Origin of the sequence: Neobacillus mesonae (assembly GCF_023715155.1) — a bacterium.
GTDB lineage: Bacteria > Bacillota > Bacilli > Bacillales > Cytobacillaceae > Neobacillus > Neobacillus mesonae_A.
Genome location: NZ_JAMBNQ010000005.1, coordinates 65843 through 85358 on the forward strand (window position 1 = coordinate 65843; position 19516 = coordinate 85358).

General features: G+C 35.1%; 33 protein-coding genes. 6 read left to right on the forward strand and 27 right to left on the reverse strand.

Annotated features, from left to right (window positions below):
• Nucleotides 1-12 precede the first annotated feature (12 nt).
• The 21 genes from M3183_RS07175 to M3183_RS07270 all read right to left on the reverse strand — a co-directional run bounded on the left by M3183_RS07175 (nt 13) and on the right by M3183_RS07270 (nt 10381).
• Entirely contained in the window at nt 13-465 is a 453-nt protein-coding gene (locus M3183_RS07175; protein ID WP_311315353.1) for an ArpU family phage packaging/lysis transcriptional regulator, read from the reverse strand.
• A 65-nt stretch (nt 466-530) separates the two neighbouring features.
• On the reverse strand, nt 531-878 hold the full coding sequence (locus M3183_RS07180) for an organic solvent tolerance protein OstA (protein ID WP_251468006.1): 348 nt from the start codon (nt 876-878) through the stop codon (nt 531-533).
• A 66-nt stretch (nt 879-944) separates the two neighbouring features.
• Nucleotides 945-1199, reverse strand: coding sequence for a hypothetical protein (locus M3183_RS07185; RefSeq protein WP_251468008.1), 255 nt, complete (start codon nt 1197-1199; stop codon nt 945-947).
• Nucleotides 1199-1489 carry a pyrophosphohydrolase domain-containing protein gene (locus M3183_RS07190; protein ID WP_251468010.1) on the reverse strand — a complete coding sequence of 97 codons (291 nt, stop codon included), beginning with the start codon at nt 1487-1489 and terminating at the stop codon, nt 1199-1201. The genes M3183_RS07185 and M3183_RS07190 overlap by 1 nt, the downstream gene beginning before the upstream one ends.
• A gap of 12 nt (nt 1490-1501) precedes the next feature.
• Nucleotides 1502-1714 carry a hypothetical protein gene (locus M3183_RS07195; protein WP_251468012.1) on the reverse strand — a complete coding sequence of 71 codons (213 nt, stop codon included), beginning with the start codon at nt 1712-1714 and terminating at the stop codon, nt 1502-1504.
• Nucleotides 1715-1950: 236 nt separating this feature from the next.
• The gene (locus M3183_RS07200; RefSeq protein WP_251468013.1) at nt 1951-2208 is read right to left on the reverse strand and encodes a hypothetical protein; all 258 of its coding nucleotides are present in this window, start codon (nt 2206-2208) and stop codon (nt 1951-1953) included.
• Entirely contained in the window at nt 2209-2325 is a 117-nt protein-coding gene (locus tag M3183_RS07205) for a DUF3983 domain-containing protein (protein WP_251468015.1), read from the reverse strand.
• On the reverse strand, nt 2325-2864 hold the full coding sequence (locus tag M3183_RS07210) for an ERCC4 domain-containing protein (RefSeq protein WP_251468017.1): 540 nt from the start codon (nt 2862-2864) through the stop codon (nt 2325-2327). Before M3183_RS07210 ends, M3183_RS07205 begins: the two co-directional genes overlap by 1 nt.
• Complete coding sequence (locus M3183_RS07215) at nt 2861-3232, reverse strand: YopX family protein (protein ID WP_251468018.1); 372 nt, start codon at nt 3230-3232, stop codon at nt 2861-2863. Before M3183_RS07215 ends, M3183_RS07210 begins: the two co-directional genes overlap by 4 nt.
• Nucleotides 3219-3497: a hypothetical protein gene (locus tag M3183_RS07220; RefSeq protein ID WP_251468020.1), complete on the reverse strand. Its 279-nt coding sequence runs from the start codon at nt 3495-3497 to the stop codon at nt 3219-3221. The genes M3183_RS07215 and M3183_RS07220 overlap by 14 nt, the downstream gene beginning before the upstream one ends.
• 2 nt (nt 3498-3499) lie before the next feature.
• On the reverse strand, nt 3500-3928 hold the full coding sequence (locus M3183_RS07225) for a hypothetical protein (RefSeq protein ID WP_251468022.1): 429 nt from the start codon (nt 3926-3928) through the stop codon (nt 3500-3502).
• A gap of 542 nt (nt 3929-4470) precedes the next feature.
• A complete protein-coding gene (locus M3183_RS07230; protein WP_251468024.1) occupies nt 4471-6810 on the reverse strand; it encodes a phage/plasmid primase, P4 family in 2340 nt (779 codons plus the stop codon).
• A gap of 75 nt (nt 6811-6885) precedes the next feature.
• Nucleotides 6886-7362 (reverse strand): DUF669 domain-containing protein, encoded by a 477-nt coding sequence (locus tag M3183_RS07235; RefSeq protein ID WP_251468026.1) that lies wholly within the window; start codon nt 7360-7362, stop codon nt 6886-6888.
• On the reverse strand, nt 7362-8054 hold the full coding sequence (locus M3183_RS07240; RefSeq protein WP_251468028.1) for an AAA family ATPase: 693 nt from the start codon (nt 8052-8054) through the stop codon (nt 7362-7364). The genes M3183_RS07235 and M3183_RS07240 overlap by 1 nt, the downstream gene beginning before the upstream one ends.
• 2 nt (nt 8055-8056) lie before the next feature.
• Nucleotides 8057-8605 carry a host-nuclease inhibitor Gam family protein gene (locus tag M3183_RS07245; RefSeq protein WP_251468208.1) on the reverse strand — a complete coding sequence of 183 codons (549 nt, stop codon included), beginning with the start codon at nt 8603-8605 and terminating at the stop codon, nt 8057-8059.
• 19 nt (nt 8606-8624) lie between these two features.
• Nucleotides 8625-8852, reverse strand: coding sequence for a hypothetical protein (locus M3183_RS07250; protein ID WP_251468030.1), 228 nt, complete (start codon nt 8850-8852; stop codon nt 8625-8627).
• A gap of 102 nt (nt 8853-8954) precedes the next feature.
• A complete protein-coding gene (locus tag M3183_RS07255) occupies nt 8955-9284 on the reverse strand; it encodes a hypothetical protein (RefSeq protein ID WP_251468033.1) in 330 nt (109 codons plus the stop codon).
• Nucleotides 9285-9368: 84 nt separating this feature from the next.
• Nucleotides 9369-9548, reverse strand: a complete 180-nt coding sequence (locus M3183_RS07260; RefSeq protein ID WP_251468035.1) for a hypothetical protein — start codon at nt 9546-9548, stop codon at nt 9369-9371.
• Nucleotides 9548-9859 carry a hypothetical protein gene (locus tag M3183_RS07265; protein ID WP_251468037.1) on the reverse strand — a complete coding sequence of 104 codons (312 nt, stop codon included), beginning with the start codon at nt 9857-9859 and terminating at the stop codon, nt 9548-9550. The genes M3183_RS07260 and M3183_RS07265 overlap by 1 nt, the downstream gene beginning before the upstream one ends.
• A gap of 64 nt (nt 9860-9923) precedes the next feature.
• Nucleotides 9924-10055 carry a hypothetical protein gene (locus tag M3183_RS27060; protein ID WP_285878969.1) on the reverse strand — a complete coding sequence of 44 codons (132 nt, stop codon included), beginning with the start codon at nt 10053-10055 and terminating at the stop codon, nt 9924-9926.
• Between the two features lie 35 nt (nt 10056-10090).
• Nucleotides 10091-10381, reverse strand: coding sequence for a helix-turn-helix transcriptional regulator (locus M3183_RS07270; protein WP_251468039.1), 291 nt, complete (start codon nt 10379-10381; stop codon nt 10091-10093).
• A 160-nt stretch (nt 10382-10541) separates the two neighbouring features.
• On the opposite strand from M3183_RS07270, the gene M3183_RS07275 reads away from it, so the two are divergent.
• From M3183_RS07275 to M3183_RS07285, 3 genes are all read left to right on the forward strand, one after another.
• Nucleotides 10542-11249 carry a LexA family protein gene (locus M3183_RS07275; RefSeq protein WP_251468041.1) on the forward strand — a complete coding sequence of 236 codons (708 nt, stop codon included), beginning with the start codon at nt 10542-10544 and terminating at the stop codon, nt 11247-11249.
• An 11-nt stretch (nt 11250-11260) separates the two neighbouring features.
• A complete protein-coding gene (locus M3183_RS07280; protein ID WP_251468043.1) occupies nt 11261-11479 on the forward strand; it encodes a helix-turn-helix domain-containing protein in 219 nt (72 codons plus the stop codon).
• 125 nt (nt 11480-11604) lie between these two features.
• The gene (locus M3183_RS07285; RefSeq protein WP_251468046.1) at nt 11605-13026 is read left to right on the forward strand and encodes a recombinase family protein; all 1422 of its coding nucleotides are present in this window, start codon (nt 11605-11607) and stop codon (nt 13024-13026) included.
• On the opposite strand, the gene M3183_RS07290 is transcribed toward M3183_RS07285, so the two are convergent.
• From M3183_RS07290 to M3183_RS07305, 4 genes are all read right to left on the reverse strand, one after another.
• Nucleotides 13015-13224, reverse strand: coding sequence for a hypothetical protein (locus tag M3183_RS07290; protein ID WP_251468222.1), 210 nt, complete (start codon nt 13222-13224; stop codon nt 13015-13017). The two genes, M3183_RS07285 and M3183_RS07290, sit on opposite strands and share 12 nt — an antisense overlap.
• A 199-nt stretch (nt 13225-13423) precedes the next feature.
• On the reverse strand, nt 13424-14146 hold the full coding sequence (locus M3183_RS07295) for an EcsC family protein (RefSeq protein ID WP_251468048.1): 723 nt from the start codon (nt 14144-14146) through the stop codon (nt 13424-13426).
• Between the two features lie 87 nt (nt 14147-14233).
• Nucleotides 14234-15448: an ABC transporter permease gene (locus M3183_RS07300; protein WP_251468050.1), complete on the reverse strand. Its 1215-nt coding sequence runs from the start codon at nt 15446-15448 to the stop codon at nt 14234-14236.
• Nucleotides 15441-16181, reverse strand: coding sequence for an ABC transporter ATP-binding protein (locus M3183_RS07305; RefSeq protein ID WP_251468053.1), 741 nt, complete (start codon nt 16179-16181; stop codon nt 15441-15443). Before M3183_RS07305 ends, M3183_RS07300 begins: the two co-directional genes overlap by 8 nt.
• 794 nt (nt 16182-16975) lie before the next feature.
• On the opposite strand from M3183_RS07305, the gene M3183_RS07310 reads away from it, so the two are divergent.
• Complete coding sequence (locus tag M3183_RS07310; protein ID WP_251468055.1) at nt 16976-17395, forward strand: HIT family protein; 420 nt, start codon at nt 16976-16978, stop codon at nt 17393-17395.
• A 135-nt stretch (nt 17396-17530) separates the two neighbouring features.
• Nucleotides 17531-18058 (forward strand): tryptophan transporter, encoded by a 528-nt coding sequence (locus M3183_RS07315; RefSeq protein ID WP_251468057.1) that lies wholly within the window; start codon nt 17531-17533, stop codon nt 18056-18058.
• A gap of 62 nt (nt 18059-18120) precedes the next feature.
• Here the strand turns inward: M3183_RS07315 and M3183_RS07320 are convergent, their stop codons facing one another.
• Nucleotides 18121-18312 (reverse strand): hypothetical protein, encoded by a 192-nt coding sequence (locus M3183_RS07320; protein WP_251468059.1) that lies wholly within the window; start codon nt 18310-18312, stop codon nt 18121-18123.
• Between the two features lie 241 nt (nt 18313-18553).
• Here M3183_RS07320 and M3183_RS07325 point away from each other — a divergent pair, with 241 nt between their 5' ends.
• A complete protein-coding gene (locus M3183_RS07325) occupies nt 18554-19129 on the forward strand; it encodes an HTH-type transcriptional regulator Hpr (protein ID WP_251468061.1) in 576 nt (191 codons plus the stop codon).
• Here M3183_RS07325 and M3183_RS07330 read toward each other — a convergent pair whose 3' ends face one another.
• On the reverse strand, nt 19130-19471 hold the full coding sequence (locus M3183_RS07330) for a DUF1878 family protein (RefSeq protein WP_251468063.1): 342 nt from the start codon (nt 19469-19471) through the stop codon (nt 19130-19132).
• Nucleotides 19472-19516: the final 45 nt, after the last annotated feature.

Consider the following 19516-nt stretch of genomic DNA (forward strand, 5'->3'; position numbering starts at 1 on the left):
GGCCTTTTTCTTTTAATTTTTAGTTACTGCAATATTTAAATTCAGCGCCAGCCGGTAGAAAGCTTTCCACCTAATCTTGTCATAGGTCATCGCTGATATTGGAGGCTGGAACTTGTGACAATAAACGTTATAATCTGTTAAGTAGTCGCTGTCATCTGCCATGTATCTGGATTCAATTAAAAACCTTTCCATTGGCGGCAAATGCTTCACAGCTCTTTCAGTTCTTAAGCAAAATTGTTTTCTCTTTTCCTGTTCATCCACATTGTACATAGCAATTGATGCAGTTTGGTCACTCGTCTGATTTGTTGGACCATGGAATCTTGGTGTGCAACTGGCGGTAATCGATGCTTCACGCTCTTCAAATGTCAGGTACTTAAACAGCCGAAACTTTTCAAGGTGCACTTCCACCATTCGCTTTGTTGCTTTTCTATCTAATTCAGGAAGTTCAAAATCCAAATTCAACACCCCTTAAGAGGTGCCCTGAGAAATCCCAGGGCTTTGTCTATTAATTTTGTAATTTATTTCACCCTCTACAGCATAGGTTCATCCGATTGTTCATCATCAATGGATAATTGACCTTCTGAAACTGAAACATTTCGATTTCCGTCCACAGAATACTCAATGCCTTCATGGTCATCAATGCTCATTTGTCCCTCTGGCACATTATCATTTTGTGGACGACTCTCCATTACTTCTTTTGGAGTTTGATAAACATAAGTTAAATCAATTAAGTAATACTGACCGTACTTGTTATATTTCTCTGTAATTTTGTGCATTTGAAGATTTTCATTTTCTTTAGCAGCTAAAACAATTTCCTCAGCTTGCTCACGAGTATCTGCGTAATGTTGTTCCTTTTGATTAAGTTGTACTTTTGCCATTTTACATTCTCCTTTATAAATAGATTGAATATATGGTTTTTAGGAATTCTCAGCCTATTTTAGACGTTAAATAGCAATCTTAGACTTTATATATTCTTCGATTCTATTTACATCTAAAATAAGCTCAGATAAAGTCACAGCAGTTGATTGTTTGACTTTCATCCTTGTGAAGGCTTTAAGAGCCTGCTGGACAGTACCATAAAAACCATGAGTTTTAAATATTTCATTTCCATTCTTATCCTGTTTTCCGGTATATTCTTTAAGGATGAATTGCCTTTCGTCCGATTCAAGAAATAGGTTTCCTTCTATCTGTACTTTCATCAGTACGCCTTCCCTCCATGTTTGTATGGTCTTGTTTTATTAAATTCCATCTTTTTTGAAATGGCTGATTCTAAATCAATTCCCTTTAACCCACACAAATCAAAGGTTCGGATACATACATCTGCCAATTCCTCAGCAAAATTCTCATGGTCACCCTTGCGATCAGCTTCCAGTGCCTCAGATACCTCAGCATGAATTAAAGCTAATAAAGTACCTGTTTCACTTGGTTCATCATGCCAGCCCTTGGATTTTGCGGTCATATATGCTTCTTTACATAAGTTGTTAATCATTTCTTTCTCCTTTCATCTGAACCATCGGTGTTCAGGATGCTCGATATCCACCTGACGCATTTCGGCAATAACTAAAGCCATTTTCAATTCTTCATAATCCATATCGTAGATGGATTTGCCATCAAATTTTATTGCACCTAAATTTTCAAGTCTTTCGATTATCATGTTGCGTTTCATTTCTTGGTGAAGGTTAACTTTTTTCATAGAATCATATAAAATACCCATTTCTTCACCTCATTTTTTTAAGTCACTAAAGAATCGAACTATGACGTAACTCGCTTTTCATCAAATGTAGAATACCCACACCTTTTACATTTTTTCCAATGCCATTCATTGCCCCAACCATCATGTTCATGTTCTATATGCTTTTTTTCAAACTCATGACCTTTTCTTTTGCATATCCATTTCTTAAAAAACATCATTTTCACTACTCCTTTTAAGACGCAATTTTGGTCAATTGTTCACCACAATTCATTCCCATCAATCCAATTAGAAACATTGTTAGCAAAATCAGCTAAATGACCTTTTGAATTTATTGAAAGCAAATAACCATAAACACCAGGACACTTATATAACAATGAATCGTATGAATCTCTTTTAATAAATAAAGTTTCGTTATCTCGGTGGAATTCTACATACTCCCCATTATCTAAATCCTTTAACTGATCTTCAATCGATAAATCTAAAACATCAAATATAGATAACTGCTGCATATTCATCTATTCTAATATCCCAGCTTTAACGAATATGTTTCGCCAGCACGTTTTTACAACATCTTTTCCCCTTCGTTTGATGGCTTTTTTAAGCCTTCGCTTTTGTTTACGCTTATTTTTCATTAGATAATCCCCGACCTAAGATAATGCTTTGCTTGATAATAAAAATGGTGATATATCCAATTGCCGCTATATTTTTGGTCTAAATACACAATTTCAAAATTGTATTTAGCTTTGAATGTATTGAGCCTGCCAAGCAATGCCAATGGATTGTATTTGGAACGATATTCACCTTTCAGGATTTTTTCGTACCCATGCAGGTCCTCCACAATCAAAGTAAAGGGAATGTCCTTAGACCGGATTAATTCATTCTCAAATGCTGTTGCCGTATCTTTTTGTAAATTACCTGTGATTTCATCAATATGGGCCTTCCGTTCCAATCGACTATCTAAATAGATATCACGAGCAATTCCCAACTCTTCATTTCTAGGAATCATGCAGCCATAATCACCAGTGTTCAATTTTTGTATTTTTATAGGAATTTCCTTTTGCCGCAAATAATTTAGGATATGACCATTAACCTGTTCCCTGGTGTCTATGACTATCGTTAATGTTTTGAGTATTTTATTTAATTCCGTATCTGTGTAATGATAGGAGATCACTGAACTCCCTCCAGTAACTCTGGTTTCTCGAATGAATTCCCAATTACCTCATAAAGAGAGCTAAAATCTTGTCTCATTCCCATATATTGCTTAACGCCGACTAACCAAAATCCATGATAACCATAAACGACTTTCCCTATAAATCTTCTTTTTCTTCCGTATGCGTAGTAATGTCCTTTTAAAACATCCCCTTCATAAATCTCTTTACCGTTCTTATCCTTTAATCCGGTGTATTGCATTAATTCAATTTCATCGAAAAGCCGCCAAGCAGATTTTGTATTTATCATTTTGCTTTCAAAATTTATTTCATGTACTGGAATTATTTCTTTTAGACTTTTTTCCCACGCACGATACTTAATTTCTCTCATGCAATTCCACCTCAATCCATTTGAAATGTTGCATCATGTTTGTATAGCCTGCATTACAAACCGCATCATCACCGAATTCTTTTTTTATTACGGCTTCATGAGCTTTCATTTCTCTAATTGCTTTTTCTTTATTTTTGAAAATAGTTGCATCGTTTAAATCTTGAGTAATAAAATCACCGAATTCATTGTTATCTGCATAATACCAAGCACCGGTTAATCCATCTTTAGATTCATCTTTCAATTGTAAAACCCAAGCATCTTCCATCCTCATGCTCCTTTCTTCGCATATGCAACAGCACGTCTATATAATTCCTGTGCTAATTTATCAGATTCAGCATTTTCAAATTGCCGGAAATCATCATAAATATCTTTCCAACCATTCTTATTAAGAGCGATCATCCAATCATCAAACATCATTAGAGATTCTTTTTCATCCAATAACCAATCAAGCAATTTTTCATTTTCCTGCCATCCACAGAATTGATGAACCATTTTTTTGAGTGTGATTTTCACAGGACTGGCATTTTTCCACGATTTAAACCAAGCATCGATTTCTTTAAAATTATTTTCAGCAGCATCCATTACATCTGCTGGAATCAATTTTTGTCTATCAATTGCAATCCGATCATCTTTTTTATCAAGATAAATATCGGCACCAGATTTCCATATTTGGCTTAGAATCATTAGTACTTGCATGGCAACTCCTTCAACTCCACGTTGTAAAAGTAAATTTTTTTACGTTTGAATCCACGCGACTCTAATTCTTTGTAAAATTGCATAGTGCTAATTGGTTTAACACCTGTTAAATTGCAATAAAACAAATACCTAGAGAAAATAGTTCCTTGCCATATTCTTTTTGCTCCTTTTTTTCGACGTAGGTTGTTAGAAATGAATACTTCCATCACTTCTCCACCTTTCAGTTATTAGGAATATTGAAAGACAGCCGTTTGCTAACGAAAAAGGGTATTTAATAACGTTTAGTTACTAAGTGAATTTCACTTAAAACCCTTTAACACCAACGCTTCAACCGTAATTTAGTAGTCGATAGTTAGAAAAGTTATCGGGATTTCGGCTTGTAGCGTATATAATAGACTTATATATATATTATTTTTTTATTTTTTTAATTTATAAAAAAACCAATAATCTTACTAACTAACTACTAAAAAAACACTCTCAATACATTGATACAACTGACTTTGCAAAAAATTATTAAAAGTTATTTAAACTAACTTTAGTTACTAAGTGAGCTTAAAAAAGGATGTTTCTTCGTTTTCGGTAATCCCTTTAGTAACTGGTATTCGTTCCTTTAAGGTAATTCCTGTCAAAAATGTTTTATTTCCAGTTCCTTTCGTTTTTCCGAATCCTTTTGTTTCTAACATTCGATAAAATGACCGATTTCCTAAAGTACGTTCACCGGATTTATAACACCAGTTGTCATATACGTTGTATAATTCTTTTGCTTCGATTTTGATCGCTTCATTTTTCGGTTCATCGATGTAACAAGCTTCATTCAAGAAAGGAGCTAAAATATCCATATCTTCTTTGTACTGACCCGTTGCATCCAATACAACTTTCGGTTCTTTTAAACCTGATTGCTGCCATTTTAGACAACCTTGGACCGCCCAATTTAAAATACCAGGCATTTCCATTGATAGTTTTTCTTCAAGTTTTTTATCCCGTTCGTGTGGTTTTAGGCTTAAAGTAAAAGGAATAATTTTCACACGTCTCCAAATACCGTCGTCCACACCACCAATTACTGGTTTGTGATTAGTTGTGAAAAAGACTTTGAATTCGGGGATGAACTCAAAATATTCCTGTCGTAGGAATCGTGCTGTGATTGGTTCACCACCAGTAATAGTCTTAACAAGTGATTCTTGAAGTTTTTCACCTTCTTCTGACTCCACTGCTGAAACAAATCGAGATCCAGCCAATCTAGCAATATCGTTATTCGCTCCATCGTTTTTTCTTTTAATAAAAGTTTCTGAGTTTGTCTGGGTTCCATAATCCCCTACTATTTTTTTAATCGTATTCACAAAAGTAGATTTACCATTAGACCCTCCACCAACAAGAAAGAACATACCTTGCTCGGAAATATCTCCAGTGAGCGAATAACCTATGAGTCGTTGCATGTAATCAATCAAATCTTTATCACCTTTAAAAATTTGATTTAAAAACGTTAGCCAAACAGGACATTTTGCATTTTCGTCAAATTCGACATTTGCTAATTTTGTTAAATTCAATTCACGATCATGCGCTTTTAATTTGCCAGTTTTTAAATCGATGATGCCATTTTCGACGTTAAATAAATATTTATGTCTATCAAAATCATCACGACTGCCAGGAACCAATGGCATAAGGTCCTTAATGCTATTCATTCGAATATTTCTCCGTTCACACATTCGGGCCCATTTCTTTTCAAATTCATCATCTGACTTATAAAGACTCCGTAGCACTTTTGCGGTAATTCGCTCTATTTCTTTCTTGGTGTCTAACTTCCATCGCTTACCGTCCCAGATTAACCAACCCATATCAGATACATATTTGATTACATGGCCATATTCATAAGCAATCCGTTCAGCATTACCAAGTTCAGTTAAACGAAATTTCTTTTTCGGTTTTTCTTCCACAACCTCAGCAGCATCTCCAGTGTGAAAGTCAAAAGAGAACTCTGCGAATTGCTCCTTGTTGTCTAAGATCGTTGTGGAAGTAGAAGCAATGGCTGTTGCTATTGTCCTTTCGCCATATGTTTCATTAGTATCTCTATAATGGATTACATCCCATTTATCACGCATAAGGCCCGATTCCCGGAACATCGTATCCATGCGAGTTGCTGATTTACCTGTCCAGAATGCTAAGTGATTACATAGTGCTAAGTCACTTGCTGAATGATCACCATCGATTAAATTACCATTGAACAATGAGCGTATTTCATCACCATTTTTTGAGCGGAATATTCTCTCCCAAAGAACATCATTTGAAATTTTGATTTCATCTTTTTCAAATTCAGCAAGATTGATACGGCCTTGAATATCGCTGTCATCAAAATATCGTTCAAAAACATCTCCAAGTTCATCTGTTCGTTCATAAACATCATTGGAATTTTCACGATTTCCAGTGAATGTGAAGTAACGACCATAAGAATAAATTTCTAATCCATGTTTTGTATTTTTTCTCCCAGTACCAATTACATTCTGTGGAAGATTACCTTTTACAATGATGTGGATACCTTTACCGGATGGTGAAAACTCTGTATAACTATCAAGCGTATCTATGATTTCTGTTGCAAATGCATTAGGTTTTTCATCAGTAACACATTTATCAATATCAATTCCGATGTAATTGTCTTGCCGACTAAAAACAAATCCAATGCCGTCATAATCACCCTGAAGATAAAACTTAACTGCCGTAGCAAATGTACTCCATGTCCGGCGATTGTTTGCCTGGGCCATCTCTCCACTTGCTTGATACGGTACTTTAGTTGGCTTATTATTTCGTTTTTCCATTTTCCACAAAATCCATTGAGGAAGGGCTTTTAATTCGGCAGGGATTTCGTTAAAGTTGTATGGATTTTCTTTCATTTCGCCCTCCGATTACGTTTTTAGGGTATAAAAAAGAGAAGCCGGCAAAGACCAACCTCTCTATTCAGTTATTTCTCAAAATGGGATATCATCATCATTAATTGTTATTCCGCCATCTTGCATTACTGGAGTAACATCCGACACATCATAATATTTCGCTTTAGCAGCCTTTCGTTTTTCTTTAACACCGTCAACGTCTTTTTCATATTCTTCATGCTTAACAGTGATTTTTAAATTTTTATTGATAAGCTGTTTGGCCATATCATCCGGCGAATTAAATGGATGACCATTAGGAAAACCACAAGCTTTTAATAATGAGTTGACTATCTTTACAGCAACTTCATGTTCAAAAGTAAATGTATTATAAAGAATCTTTGCGCCTTGATGGTTTTGCGGTACATCACTTCTGATTTCAAAGTCAACTGATAATTTTGGCTTACCAGCTTGTGTTTTACCTGCTTCAGCGTTATAGATCACAGCTTCATATTTACCTTCGGCAACTAATTCAAATCCAGCACTTGCATTTTCCTCATCAAATTTAAAGAATGACATTATTTATTTCCCCCTGTATTTTGATTTGTGGATGACACTATTAATTCATCTTGCACACAGCCTTTACGCTGATCTAAGTGGTTTTTCGCAAAAATACTTTGATTTCCTTCGAGAATAAAACCTCTTGTACCATCAGCTTTTCGAACTAATCTTGCAACAACATGAACAATCCCCATGATGTGATTAACAATCTTATCTCGAATATCTGGAATGAATTGATTGTATTGCTGCCCATCATCATGAGTAATAACCCTTGTTGTCTCCCAAGCCGTAAAAATAATATTTGCATCTAATGTGTTAAACGTTTCTACTAATCCTAAAAGATGGTTATCTAGTAAAGCGTAATCTTTTAATTCTGGCATTCCACTTTTGGTGTTTTCTCCTTTCTTTAATAACCATAATTTTTGGTAATGAGTTAAATTATCGATGAATACATTGTCATATTTATCGATATTTGCTTTTGCAATAGCATAGAATTGCAAGATGCTGTCATGCGGATTTTTACCATCGATTTTCGCTACATCAACATTTGAATAGCCTTCAAGCACTTGACTGGTACCATCGATATCTAATACCAATGTTTTACCTGGGAGCTTACCTGCTACTGTCGTTTTTCCATCACCGGGTTTAGAGTAGATGATGATTTTTGCTTTTTTACTTTTTGTAATTTGGGCACCGTTTGTGATTTCCACTTTTACACCTCCACACTATAAGTAATTGATTCTGGCTTAACGGTCATACCAGGAACAATTTGTCCATTTTCATCAACTACAGCCTTTTCGCCGGATACTTCCACAATCTTTACTGCCTTTTTAAAGTCAGCCCATTTCAAACTATTTTTGATATATTCATCCATGCCATTTTCAATAACATGCTGTAGGATTGCGGACTCATCTGCTTTATCTGGAACCTCCTTAGTCTTACGTGATTTTGATTTACCATAAGGCGTGCTGATTGTTTTAGCTTTAGGATCTTCAGCCAGTTGTTGTGAATGGAATAGTTGAATATGAGATTCAAAGAAACTAATACTATTAACAATAGGATTTAACTCTTCTTGTTCCCATCGAGCGATACGGTCCCGTTCAATATCTGCCAGCTGCTTAATTTCCTTTTCCTTAGACTTTAAAGCGGATAATTTACGGAATGCCCAATTCAAGCCGTTAATATCCATAATTTCAAACTTACTTTCCTGCGCTTGGATTTCTTCAACTTCCATTAGTTCGATTTGCTGTAATGAGTTCATCATTATTTTTATCTCCTTTTTATTTCGATTGATAAAAAACAGTAGTTTCTAATTGGTTGTCATAATCATCTGCATAACACCAATGTGTACCATCGTTGCTGTCATATTCCACCTGAACAGCAGGTTGCAATTCGACCATAATCTCCGCTGCTTTTTCCTTATTTTCAATAAAGTAAAAATTTATTCCAACTTTTGCTCCCAATTCAAGAGCCTTGCGAATATAAGCTAATTTATCTTCAATATTCATTCCGTTACCTCCCCTTGATTTTTTGCTGTTACATCCTCTATGATGTATGTAGGTTGTTTAGAAAAACCCTTCTTTTAAGACTCGCTGTTGCCGCAGTGGGTCTTATTTTCGTTGTGGCCATTTTTCCGGATTAATTTCCCTTTGTTCTTTGATGTAGACGAATATTGTATTAAGCGAGACATCAAAAGCTTTAGCAATATCTCTTAAGGTGTTACCTGCTTTATACATCTTGTATAGTTTTTTAATATCGATATCATCCGTGATTCTTCTTCTATAACTCTTACGGACTTTTGATTTCTTATGCTGCATTTCATGTATATCTTCATACGATGAACCCTTTGGTTTTTCTATTGGAATGATTGGATGCTTTTCGATATAAGCTAAACGTTCTTCCTCAGTCATATACCAAACTGTAACCTCTCCATGTGACATTTATTTCACCTCCTTTCAATTGCCGCAAACGCCAGTAATGCAGGTACAAAGATAATCAAACCAGTAAAGATGTAACCCATGTGCCTACCTCCTTAAGAGCTCGTCCTGGATTACTTCCAGTAACGCCTGCTGCCTCTGTACATATTCATCAATGGGATTACCACCAGCGATATGAGAACCGATTCGGCGTTCAGTATCAAAGGCAAGGTTTGCTAAATCTGCATCTGATAAGTGTGGAAGGCATGTTTTCCAATAATCCAGCATTAGCAATTAATTCCTTTAATTTGATAATTTAGTAATTTGAGAGTCTGCCTAACTGCAAATTCAATCGCAGGGTTTGCGGCATTAGCTTCATAAAAGTTTATAACTTTTTCCTCCGGCCCTGGTTCAACTTCATATCCCACATACAATGCTTGGCAAACAGTATCTAAATCCAAATCATTTAATGGTGCTGTTTTGTCATCCCACAAATTATGTGAATGCCATTGAACTATACTTGATTTATCCCCACTACTTCTTTCCAGGGCAACTTCCAACGCTTTAGCTTCTTCTTTCGACAAAATAACTTTATTCACCATTTTCACCCCTTAATCGACAACATATTTTGCAAATTCCTTTAAAAAAAATAAAATTTAAAATTTAATTTTTAATGGTGATTTTTCCCATGGTTAATGTGACAAATTTAATTTCCTTACCATACTTTCTTGACAAAATGCTTTCAAATATAGGTTTCAATTTACGAAGTTTTTCTTCAGTCATCTCAATTCTCATGTTGATCACCTCTTGATAAAGCATATGCTGGTTATTCATGTGGACTGCTCTACAAGTTCGATATTTTTTAACATCTCAATTCGCTTCTCAATCTCCTTTCGAACGAGTACGATTCTATCGTACTTTGGGCCAAAAAAAATTTCCTCATAAGTTACATTGAACAAGTACATATATTTTTTGATTAAATCATCTGGAAGATTGCTAGAGTCCTGTTCATATAACCAGAGGGTTTTCGGTGATACATGCATAATTTCTTTAGCGAACTGCGCTTGATTATAACCTGTACGTTCACGAAGTTCACTGATTGTCCACTGCTTTTTTACCACTGTTATCTCCTCCTTATGTACCCATGATATTACCATTTTAATGTAATTTCAATACAAAATTACGATATTTTCATACAAATTTCATACTTTACGAATTTTTCGTAATATGTTATTGTTTAGTTGTAAATTATAATTTACAAAAGAATTTAAGGTGGTGATTTTGATGGATGAACAAAAGAAGGTCATCGCTAGTAATATTAAAAGTCTTCTAGTAAAAAATAATATGACCCAATCTGAACTAGCGAATAGAATCGGAATTGCAAAAAGCACTATGAGTGATTACATGAATTATAGAGCTATGCCTGGTCCAGGAGTACTTGAAAAAATGGCCATAGTATTTGGTGTAACTAAAGCAGATATAGATACTACTTATAAGAATACAACTGCTCAAATAATTAATGGCAAATTGGAATTAGTTAAAGGAACAAATTTAGTTGAACAATATTTGTCAATTCATAATAAAAAGACACGAAAAATTCCTATCATAGGAAAAATAGCAGCTGGACAGCCTATTGAAGCAATTGAAGATATTGTTGATGAGATAGTTCCACCTTATGAAGTTGCAAATCCCACTGAAATTTTTGGTTTAGTTGTTCATGGTGAAAGTATGAACAAGATAGTTCCAAATGGAAATTACGCGATATTAAGAAAGCAATCAGAAGTTGAAAATGGAGAAATAGCCGCGGTAATTGTAAATGGGAATTTTGCAACACTAAAAAAAGTATATAAATTTACAGACTTAATTGTATTAGAACCAAGTTCTTATGATGATTCATTTATTGATCAGAAATATACAAAAGAAAATTGTGAAGATATAAAAATAATTGGAAAATATTTATACAGTGTAAGTCCTATGATCAATAATTAGGCGGTGAAAGAGTGTTTGATGTCGGCAGATGCCGACTAAATGAAATCCTTAAAAAAAAGAAAATGTCACAAGTTGAATTAGCATTAAAACTAGGAATGAAGAAACAGCAAATTAATGCTTATGCTAATAACGAAACCACCATGTCTTATAAAACAGCAAAGAATATCGCCTTTCAACTGAATGTGCAAATGGAAGACCTATATGATTTCATTTGGTCGGAAAAACAGTGAGTTAATCTCACTGCGCACGACAGTCAAGTACTTACTTTACTCCAAAGAATACAAACTTCAGATTTCATACACCCATACATACATTACTCCCAAAAACATAATTAATTATATTGAGGTGATCTAAAATGAAATGTGTTATTTATATAAGGGTATCCACTGATGAACAAGCAAAACACGGATATTCTATAGCTGCTCAGGAAGAAAAATTACGCGCTTTTTGTCTATCTCAAGGTTGGGAAATCGTTGACGAACCTTTTATTGATGATGGATATTCTGCTAAAGACTTAGATAGACCTAAATTTCAATTAATGATGGAAAAAATAAAAAAAGGCGGAATTGATGTTTTATTAGTATATAGATTAGACAGATTGACTAGATCTGTACTTGATTTATATGAAGTATTAAAAGTTTTGGATGAACATGAGTGTAAATTTAAAAGTGCGACAGAAGTTTATGATACTACAAATGCTATGGGAAGATTATTTATCACTCTTGTTGCCGCTATTGCACAGTGGGAAAGGGAGAATACAGCTGAACGTGTAAGAATGGGCATGGAGAAGAAAACCAAATTAGGTAAATGGAAAGGTGGAATGCCTCCATTTGGTTATCAAATTATTAATGAAGAATTAGTAATAAATAAAGATGAAAAAAAAGTGGTAAAAAAAATTTTTGAATTAGCTAAATCACTTGGATTTTTTACAATAGCAAAACAACTAACTATTAATGGATTTCCCACCAGAAAAGGTGGCGATTGGCACGTTGATACAGTGCGAGGAATCGCAAATAATCCAATATATGCAGGTTATTTAACCTTTTATGATAATCCTAAAGATTATAAAAAGCCGCCAAAGCCAGAGGATTTATTCGATGGTATCCACGAAAAAATTATATCTAGAGATGCATTTTGGGAGTTGCAGGATATTCTTGAAAAGAGAAGAACATTCGGAGGAAAAAGAGAAGTGAGCAATTACTATTTTTCAACAATTTTAAGATGTGGTCGTTGTGGATCTGCGATGAGCGGGCATAAAAGTTCTGAAAAAAAAACTTATAGATGCTCGGGAAAAAAGGCTGGAAAAAAATGTACAAGTCATATCATTTTAGAGGATAGTTTAGTTAAGAAAATTTTTACTGACTTTGACGATTTAATTGATGAAATCAAGGGTCATACAGAATCAAGTACTTCTGATAAAAAAATAAAAGATTTAGAAACAGAACTAGCACATATAGAAAAAATGTTGGAGAAAGAAAACAATCTCTATAGGTTTGACCGTATTAGCATTGATGAATTAATTAAGAATACTGATGAATTAAGAGCAAAAGAAAAAAGTATTCGGGCTGAGCTAAGTGCATATAAAAGAGGAAACGAAAATACAGATGAAATCACTTATCTTACTGAAAATATTAGATCTCTTTGGGAATTGGCAAATGATAATGAACGGAAGCAAATGATGACCACACTTTTTTCTCAGATTGTTATTGACACCAAAGAAGAATATAAAAGGGGTACTGGAAAACCTAGAGAAATAGTAATAGTTTCAATAAAATAGCATTTTGTCTTTTGTCGGTAGCGGAACGCTCGTACCATGGGCTTTAATCCCTGCTGCCGCTATTTGTAATGTCGACCCGTTTGAACTTGCCAGACGGAATCTTATCCCAGTTGTAACCGGACTAATCGTGACAACTATTGCAGCGATCTTTTTAATATAAAGTGAAACTTCAAACAGCGGGATTTTTCCATCCACCACTGATTGTTAGTCCCGCGCTGCTATTTTACCCGATTAGTTCAACTAAGCCGTCAAAAAGCACGGCTGCAAGTTTCACTTTATCTCACCAATCGGTCATATGAGGCAGTGCCCCCCTGCTTATACTTCCTGCTATCGCTAAGTTCTGAAGCAGGGGTGATACTGCCGTTAATGCGGGATAAACTGAAAATCCCCTGAACTTTTAAAGTTCAGGGGATTTTTGTAACATCCGTAAGCGATAGGCATTCATTGCCGTTTCTCCGAGAGTTTTTAAAATATTGTTATTCGCATAGGCGCCGACGAATGCGCCTATTCCCGGGACAAGCTGAAACATTTTAGCAAGATCCATATAATCACGATATTCCTGCTGAAACTTCCGCCAATCCATTTCCACAAGCTCTTCTTTCTTTGTTTCCCAATTCTCAATATCATCTAATGTCTGCCTGCGAATTTCATCACTGGAAAAAGCCAGCTGAAAAACATGCAGAATAAATAACCGTTCTTCATACTCTTTTGTATTAAAACCATAAATGGCAGCTGTTTCGAATAAAAATTTCATTTCAATTGTCAAAAGCAGCGGAAAATCAGCCAATCCTAATAAAAGGCCGCCTGCACCCGTACCAGCACCTTCAACAATCGCCGTCTTTTGATACGTTAAGATTTTTTTTCGAACCAGCTCATCTCTTTCTTCTAAAGTAAGTCCTAATGCCTGCTTATGATTTGTTGTAATTTGTGAGCCCAATAATGTCGCTTTTACCATTGCTTTAATGCTGTCAGTCATCATCTGATGAACCTTATCTGGAATGTAGTCATTCACTTTTACTTGCGCTTTTTTTGAAATCCGCTTCATCATCCCAGAGCGTCTTGTTAGTTTGTGTTTCCATTCCTTCACTTCATCATATACTTTCAATTCATACTCATTCATTTCGCTTGCACCCCTTATCTATACTTATGCGAAACGTTTAATAAATCAGTCCTTTTTTGAGAAAGTGAAACGCCAATCAGCAGGGTTTTACCGCCCTTTTAAACGATTTTTACTGTAAATATTGATAAACAGCCAATTAAATATGATACCAGCCAGAATATCTAGAAGAGCGGTCGAAACCTCTCCTTTAATAAGGATCAGCAATGCAAATAGAACTGCCTCAATTGATAGAATTATCATTAATAAAGAATGAAAAGCCTTATGTTTATCTTTCACCGGAACAGGATATAAATCAATCCATAATTTATTTTGATGATGATTTATGAGCGGCAGTAATTGAAACCCGGTTAAATACAAAAACAACACACTCAGTAAGATCTGTCCTAGACCGAAGGAAATAAAATAAATAGCCAGCCCGCCAATAATTGTCAAGCGGATAAATAGACCCAGATAATCGGAGGACCGTAAAAACGTCCGGGACAATAAATACATATATGTCTGGTCTTGAGAAAATTTAATTTGGCTGAGGGAAACATCAAGATACTTTCTTCGTTTCACCGTTTCCTTTATATTTGGTACATCTGTAAACATATTAGCCATTCTGTAAAAGGAAGACATCCGCTTTTCTTCCTGATCAATCAGTACATCCCATTTTAAGCCCATTTTCCGTGTCCGCACGTAAAAATAGCGGAAATATAGCAGCATAATAACGCCTATGACTATAAGGATAAAAATATTTGCCTGCTTTAACAGCAGGTAAGTTAGGGTAAAATTTATAAAATAACGAACAATCGTATCCCATCTTTGGACAGAGAGTTGTACAAAGTACAGAATCTTCCATTTCACAGCTAAATTCCAAACTTTAACCACTAAGAGTACCGCTAAAAATGGCAAAAATAAACTAAAGCCGCTTGCACTTACATGGGCATACATTGGCATCAGAACCGCAAAGACCAATAAGAGTACATATCCCTGAAATAGCCAGCTAACCGCTCCTGATCGCAAAAAATATCCCTTGAGTCTATCTTCTACTGGAATTAAAAAAACTTTATCTGCCTCAAGCAAAAAGTTATAAACAGGACTATATGTAAGAAAAAAACCAAGAATAACAGCTAAAATCTCCTCAGAAGGAAATTGAGGTGACAGGGTCTCAACCCAATTTTGATAATAAAAAGCTGCTGTACCAATGAGAAACAATAATACGATGACAAGGTGCCCATTAAAAATATACTTTAAATATCTGCTTAAATCTTTTAACCGATTTCCAGCCCTGTCTTTCCATAATTTTTTATCATCAAACATGGTTTTCTTCCTTTGTTAATTGAATGTATAAATCATCAAGTGATGCTTTTGGCATCGAAAACTGTTCCCTTAGTTCAGCAAGTGTTCCTTTCGCCCTAATTTTTCCTTCATGAAGAATAACAAAACGGTCACAATATTTTTCTGCAGTAGCAAGTATATGTGTTGACATTAAAATTCCAGCCCCATTTTCCTTCATTTTTTTCATCAAATCAAGCAATGATTGTATTCCCAACGGATCAAGACCAAGAAATGGTTCATCAATAATATACAGGGACGGCTGAACAAGGAATGCACACATAATCATCACCTTTTGTTTCATCCCTTTTGAAAAATGGGCAGGAAACCAATTGAGCCTTTTTTCCATCCGAAATTCTGACAAAAGCGGCGAAATTCTTTCTTTATATGTGGATTCCTCCAAGCCATAGGCCATCGCAGTTAAGCGCAAATGTTCGTCTAATGTTAATTCTTCATATAACATAGGGGTCTCCGGAACAAAGGTAAACATCCTGCGATAAGCTTCTTTATCCTCGGTAAAAATCTTACCATTTATCTTAACTGCCCCTTGATGGGGTTCCATTAATCCAATAATGTGCTTAATCGTCGTACTTTTTCCTGCACCATTCAGTCCGATTAAGCCGACTATTTCCTTTTTCTCCACTTCAAATGAAATATCTTTTAAAACAGGATTTCTTGTATAGCCGCCAACAAGATTTTCGATTGATAATAAAGCCATGTGCAACGTCCTTCCGTAGCATGATTATTGTTATTTTAACAAATTGTGCTTGATAAAAATAGAAAATAACTTTTTAAAATAAATTTGTATAGATCTCACCAAAACGGACATGATAATATTCGAAGGGGAAATTCACTTGATGAAGAAATTCATCACACACTTGAAATGAGGTGTCTACAAAAGACAATATTCGTTTCAAACCAGAATAGCTTCACAAACGTTTCAAACATAAGGGGATGGTTGTTTTGTACAATGTGCATGTAACCATTGTGAGTTCATATAACACCACAAAGTTTTGGTAAAATAACCTAACAAATGAGGTGTTTATCGCAGACATCATCCGTTTTTAAAGGTAAGGTAACCGATAAAAACATTAGGGGATGGTCAGCTTGAACAATGATGATTCTTTATCCAAACACTAAATTGTCAAATGAGGTGTTTATCAAAGAAACATTCCTAATTGAACGTAAAAAATGAAGCAGTTCCCCTTCGATAGGGCGGGATTCCATGCGAATCCTGCTCTTTTCTTGTGAGCAAAAGAGGCAAAACGCTGTAATATTTTTTATATCTGGTGTTTTTAAATCGCAGCATTTTAGATTAGTAATGCCTAGCTCTGCTCACACCGCCTTTAATCTGTGGTAAAATAATACATAACAATAGGTAAAGCAAAAGCGCCTTGTCAGCCTCAAGCAAACAAAAGAGCCGCTAGCTCTTTAACCTTCCTGATGTAGGCCTATTACCTCAATGAGCCAGGCTGCATGCGCTGGACAATTTAATGAAAGGCTGTGTAAAAAATGAGTGATTGTATTTTTTGTAAAATTGTTAACGGTGAAATTCCTTCTCACAAAGTATTTGAAAATGAACATGTTGTTGCATTTATGGATATCAGCCAGGTGACAAAAGGTCATACATTGGTAATTCCAAAGATACATAAGGAAAATCTATATGAATTGACACCGGAAATCGCCAAGAATATTTTTGAGGTTGTACCTAAAATTGCAAATGCTCTTAAAGCAGAATTTGAACCTGTTGGGTTAAATCTTGTTAATAATAATGGAGAAAAAGCGGGTCAGTCTGTATTTCACTTTCATGCTCATTTAATTCCGCGTTATGGCACGGGCGATGGCTTTGGTGCAGTGTGGAAAAACAACCAAAATGACTATACTCAGCAAATGTTATCTGAGATGGCTGCCGGCATTTCAAAACATTTATAAAAAAATATTTTCTGAAAATTTTATCTTTATCAATATTATATTAATATGCTATAATGAGTATAAGTTTTTCGCTGCAGGCATATAGAGCACTGCAGGAGAAACAAAAGCTTTAGAAAAGCAGAGGAGAGATGAGTTATGAATACAAAAAATCTTGTCATTTTAGCACTTTTAGCAGGAATTGGGGTTGTTTTGCATACGGTTATGCCAAGTTTCTTTGGAATTAAGCCAGACATGATGCTGGCTATGATGTTTCTAGGCATTGTGTTAATTCCAGAAATTAAAAGCGTTTTGCTTCTGGCAATTGTAACTGGTGTATTATCTGGTTTAACTACCGGCTTCCCTGGCGGTCAAATTCCTAATATAATCGATAAACCTATAACAGCTCTAGTCTTTTTCGGTTTATTTTTAGCATTAAACAAATACCGTAATTCCGTTATTAGTGTTGCTGTATTAACTGCAGTTGGAACACTTGTTTCAGGTACGGTCTTTTTGACAGCAGCATATTTCATTGTAGGTTTGCCAAGCTCTTTTGCAGTTCTTTTTGCTGCCGGAGTTTTACCAGCTATTGCCATTAACGCTGTTGTAATGGTTATTGTATTTCCAATTGCACAAACCATTTTCAAAAGATCCAAAATATCATCAGCTTCCGTGGTTCAAAAATAATACGGGGCTGTTAAGAAAAGAACCCTTTAAGGGTTCTTTTCTTAAATTAATTATTTTGATTATTAGAAGAAATATGAAAACATAAGTGCGAGCAGCAGAAATACTCCGCCGCCGCCGGCACACACAACTGCCCGGTTTTTTAACACCTGCTTTGGCGGATATACCCCTGGTCTTTTAAGCGCTAATAGATATCTGCCAGATCCTAAAAAAAGAATCGTACATAAGAAAAAAAGCAAACCGGTTAGAATCTTCATTTGCTGCCCCCCCTGACAGGATTTTAAATCCTGTTATGCTGTAATTATTTATATGTTTTACCGTCCATTCCTATGAATCTGGTAAAAAGATGAATGTTTTGCAGAATAAATTTACTCAAAAATGATAAAAGAGCAAAAAATATAACAATTTCTAAAAATTTTGTGAATTTATATCTTTATTAATTTTTATTTTATTGGCATAATGATAATAGAGAATTAAAAAAGTAGGTGAAAAATGGGGATGACAGAGAAACAATATTCGGTGAAAGAAGCAATGCTTTTCAGTCAGAGGATGGCGCAGTTAAGTAAGGCCTTATGGAAGTCGATTGAAAAAGATTGGCAGCAATGGATTAAACCTTTTGATCTAAATATTAACGAGCATCATATTTTGTGGATTGCATACCATTTAAATGGAGCTTCCATATCGGATGTAGCAAAATTCGGGGTTATGCATGTCTCTACAGCTTTTAATTTTTCAAAAAAATTAGAAGAAAGGGGACTGCTGAAATTTTCTAAAAAGGAAAACGATAAACGTAATACCTATATCCAGCTCACCCCTGCGGGAGAGGATATCCTGCTGAAATTAATGGAAACTTATAAACCCAACGAGTACTCTGTCTTTTCTGGAGCATTGCCATTAAGAGATTTGTATGGTAAGTTTCCTGAAATTATTGAAGTGATGGCAATTGTCCGCAATATCTATGGGGACGATTTTATGGAAATCTTTGAACGCTGCTTCAATAACATAGAGACAAGATTCGTTGAAAAAGATGGTACGCTTCAAAAGCCGGAAGAATCAGAGCAGGAACTTGCCTAATCATGATATAAACTTATTGAACTCTTGAAATAGAGGCACATAAAGTTTCTGCACCAGACATGCCTTAACGATTTCTTTTATATCCAATTCAAGTGGTAATCCTGCAACAAATTCAACAAAAAGCGGATGGAAATGAACAAATCCTTCCGCTTTTTGTTTCTTCAATTTCAAGCTGAGTTCATCACATAGATTGAAAAAGGATTCCATCTCTTGTTTGGATATACCATGTTCAACAATGATTCGGTAAAAATCCATATCCGGGTTTTTAATCATTTTTACTAATAGCTTTTGATGAAATTCAAGCAGGTGAATCCTTTCCAAAAGGGCTTTATATTCATTCATCGATATCCCTCTTTCCCGAACATTCTACCCCCATATTGTATCATT

What these genes read in the sequence shown, in the direction of transcription:
- M3183_RS07180 (WP_251468006.1), bottom strand. Translation starts at nt 878, where the DNA reads ATGGCAAAAGTACAACTTAATCAAAAGGAACAACATTACGCAGATACT.
- M3183_RS07185 (WP_251468008.1), bottom strand. Translation starts at nt 1,199, where the DNA reads ATGAAAGTACAGATAGAAGGAAACCTATTTCTTGAATCGGACGAAAGG.
- M3183_RS07190 (WP_251468010.1), bottom strand. Translation starts at nt 1,489, where the DNA reads ATGATTAACAACTTATGTAAAGAAGCATATATGACCGCAAAATCCAAG.
- M3183_RS07195 (WP_251468012.1), bottom strand. Translation starts at nt 1,714, where the DNA reads ATGGGTATTTTATATGATTCTATGAAAAAAGTTAACCTTCACCAAGAA.
- M3183_RS07200 (WP_251468013.1), bottom strand. Translation starts at nt 2,208, where the DNA reads ATGAATATGCAGCAGTTATCTATATTTGATGTTTTAGATTTATCGATT.
- M3183_RS07205 (WP_251468015.1), bottom strand. Translation starts at nt 2,325, where the DNA reads ATGAAAAATAAGCGTAAACAAAAGCGAAGGCTTAAAAAAGCCATCAAA.
- M3183_RS07215 (WP_251468018.1), bottom strand. Translation starts at nt 3,232, where the DNA reads ATGAGAGAAATTAAGTATCGTGCGTGGGAAAAAAGTCTAAAAGAAATA.
- M3183_RS07220 (WP_251468020.1), bottom strand. Translation starts at nt 3,497, where the DNA reads ATGGAAGATGCTTGGGTTTTACAATTGAAAGATGAATCTAAAGATGGA.
- M3183_RS07225 (WP_251468022.1), bottom strand. Translation starts at nt 3,928, where the DNA reads ATGCAAGTACTAATGATTCTAAGCCAAATATGGAAATCTGGTGCCGAT.
- M3183_RS07230 (WP_251468024.1), bottom strand. Translation starts at nt 6,810, where the DNA reads ATGAAAGAAAATCCATACAACTTTAACGAAATCCCTGCCGAATTAAAA.
- M3183_RS07235 (WP_251468026.1), bottom strand. Translation starts at nt 7,362, where the DNA reads ATGTCATTCTTTAAATTTGATGAGGAAAATGCAAGTGCTGGATTTGAA.
- M3183_RS07245 (WP_251468208.1), bottom strand. Translation starts at nt 8,605, where the DNA reads ATGAACTCATTACAGCAAATCGAACTAATGGAAGTTGAAGAAATCCAA.
- M3183_RS07250 (WP_251468030.1), bottom strand. Translation starts at nt 8,852, where the DNA reads ATGAATATTGAAGATAAATTAGCTTATATTCGCAAGGCTCTTGAATTG.
- M3183_RS07255 (WP_251468033.1), bottom strand. Translation starts at nt 9,284, where the DNA reads ATGTCACATGGAGAGGTTACAGTTTGGTATATGACTGAGGAAGAACGT.
- M3183_RS07260 (WP_251468035.1), bottom strand. Translation starts at nt 9,548, where the DNA reads ATGCTGGATTATTGGAAAACATGCCTTCCACACTTATCAGATGCAGAT.
- M3183_RS27060 (WP_285878969.1), bottom strand. Translation starts at nt 10,055, where the DNA reads ATGAGAATTGAGATGACTGAAGAAAAACTTCGTAAATTGAAACCTATA.
- M3183_RS07285 (WP_251468046.1), top strand. Translation starts at nt 11,605, where the DNA reads ATGAAATGTGTTATTTATATAAGGGTATCCACTGATGAACAAGCAAAA.
- M3183_RS07295 (WP_251468048.1), bottom strand. Translation starts at nt 14,146, where the DNA reads ATGAATGAGTATGAATTGAAAGTATATGATGAAGTGAAGGAATGGAAA.
- M3183_RS07300 (WP_251468050.1), bottom strand. Translation starts at nt 15,448, where the DNA reads ATGTTTGATGATAAAAAATTATGGAAAGACAGGGCTGGAAATCGGTTA.
- M3183_RS07305 (WP_251468053.1), bottom strand. Translation starts at nt 16,181, where the DNA reads ATGGCTTTATTATCAATCGAAAATCTTGTTGGCGGCTATACAAGAAAT.
- M3183_RS07310 (WP_251468055.1), top strand. Translation starts at nt 16,976, where the DNA reads ATGAGTGATTGTATTTTTTGTAAAATTGTTAACGGTGAAATTCCTTCT.
- M3183_RS07315 (WP_251468057.1), top strand. Translation starts at nt 17,531, where the DNA reads ATGAATACAAAAAATCTTGTCATTTTAGCACTTTTAGCAGGAATTGGG.
- M3183_RS07320 (WP_251468059.1), bottom strand. Translation starts at nt 18,312, where the DNA reads ATGAAGATTCTAACCGGTTTGCTTTTTTTCTTATGTACGATTCTTTTT.
- M3183_RS07325 (WP_251468061.1), top strand. Translation starts at nt 18,554, where the DNA reads ATGACAGAGAAACAATATTCGGTGAAAGAAGCAATGCTTTTCAGTCAG.
- M3183_RS07330 (WP_251468063.1), bottom strand. Translation starts at nt 19,471, where the DNA reads ATGAATGAATATAAAGCCCTTTTGGAAAGGATTCACCTGCTTGAATTT.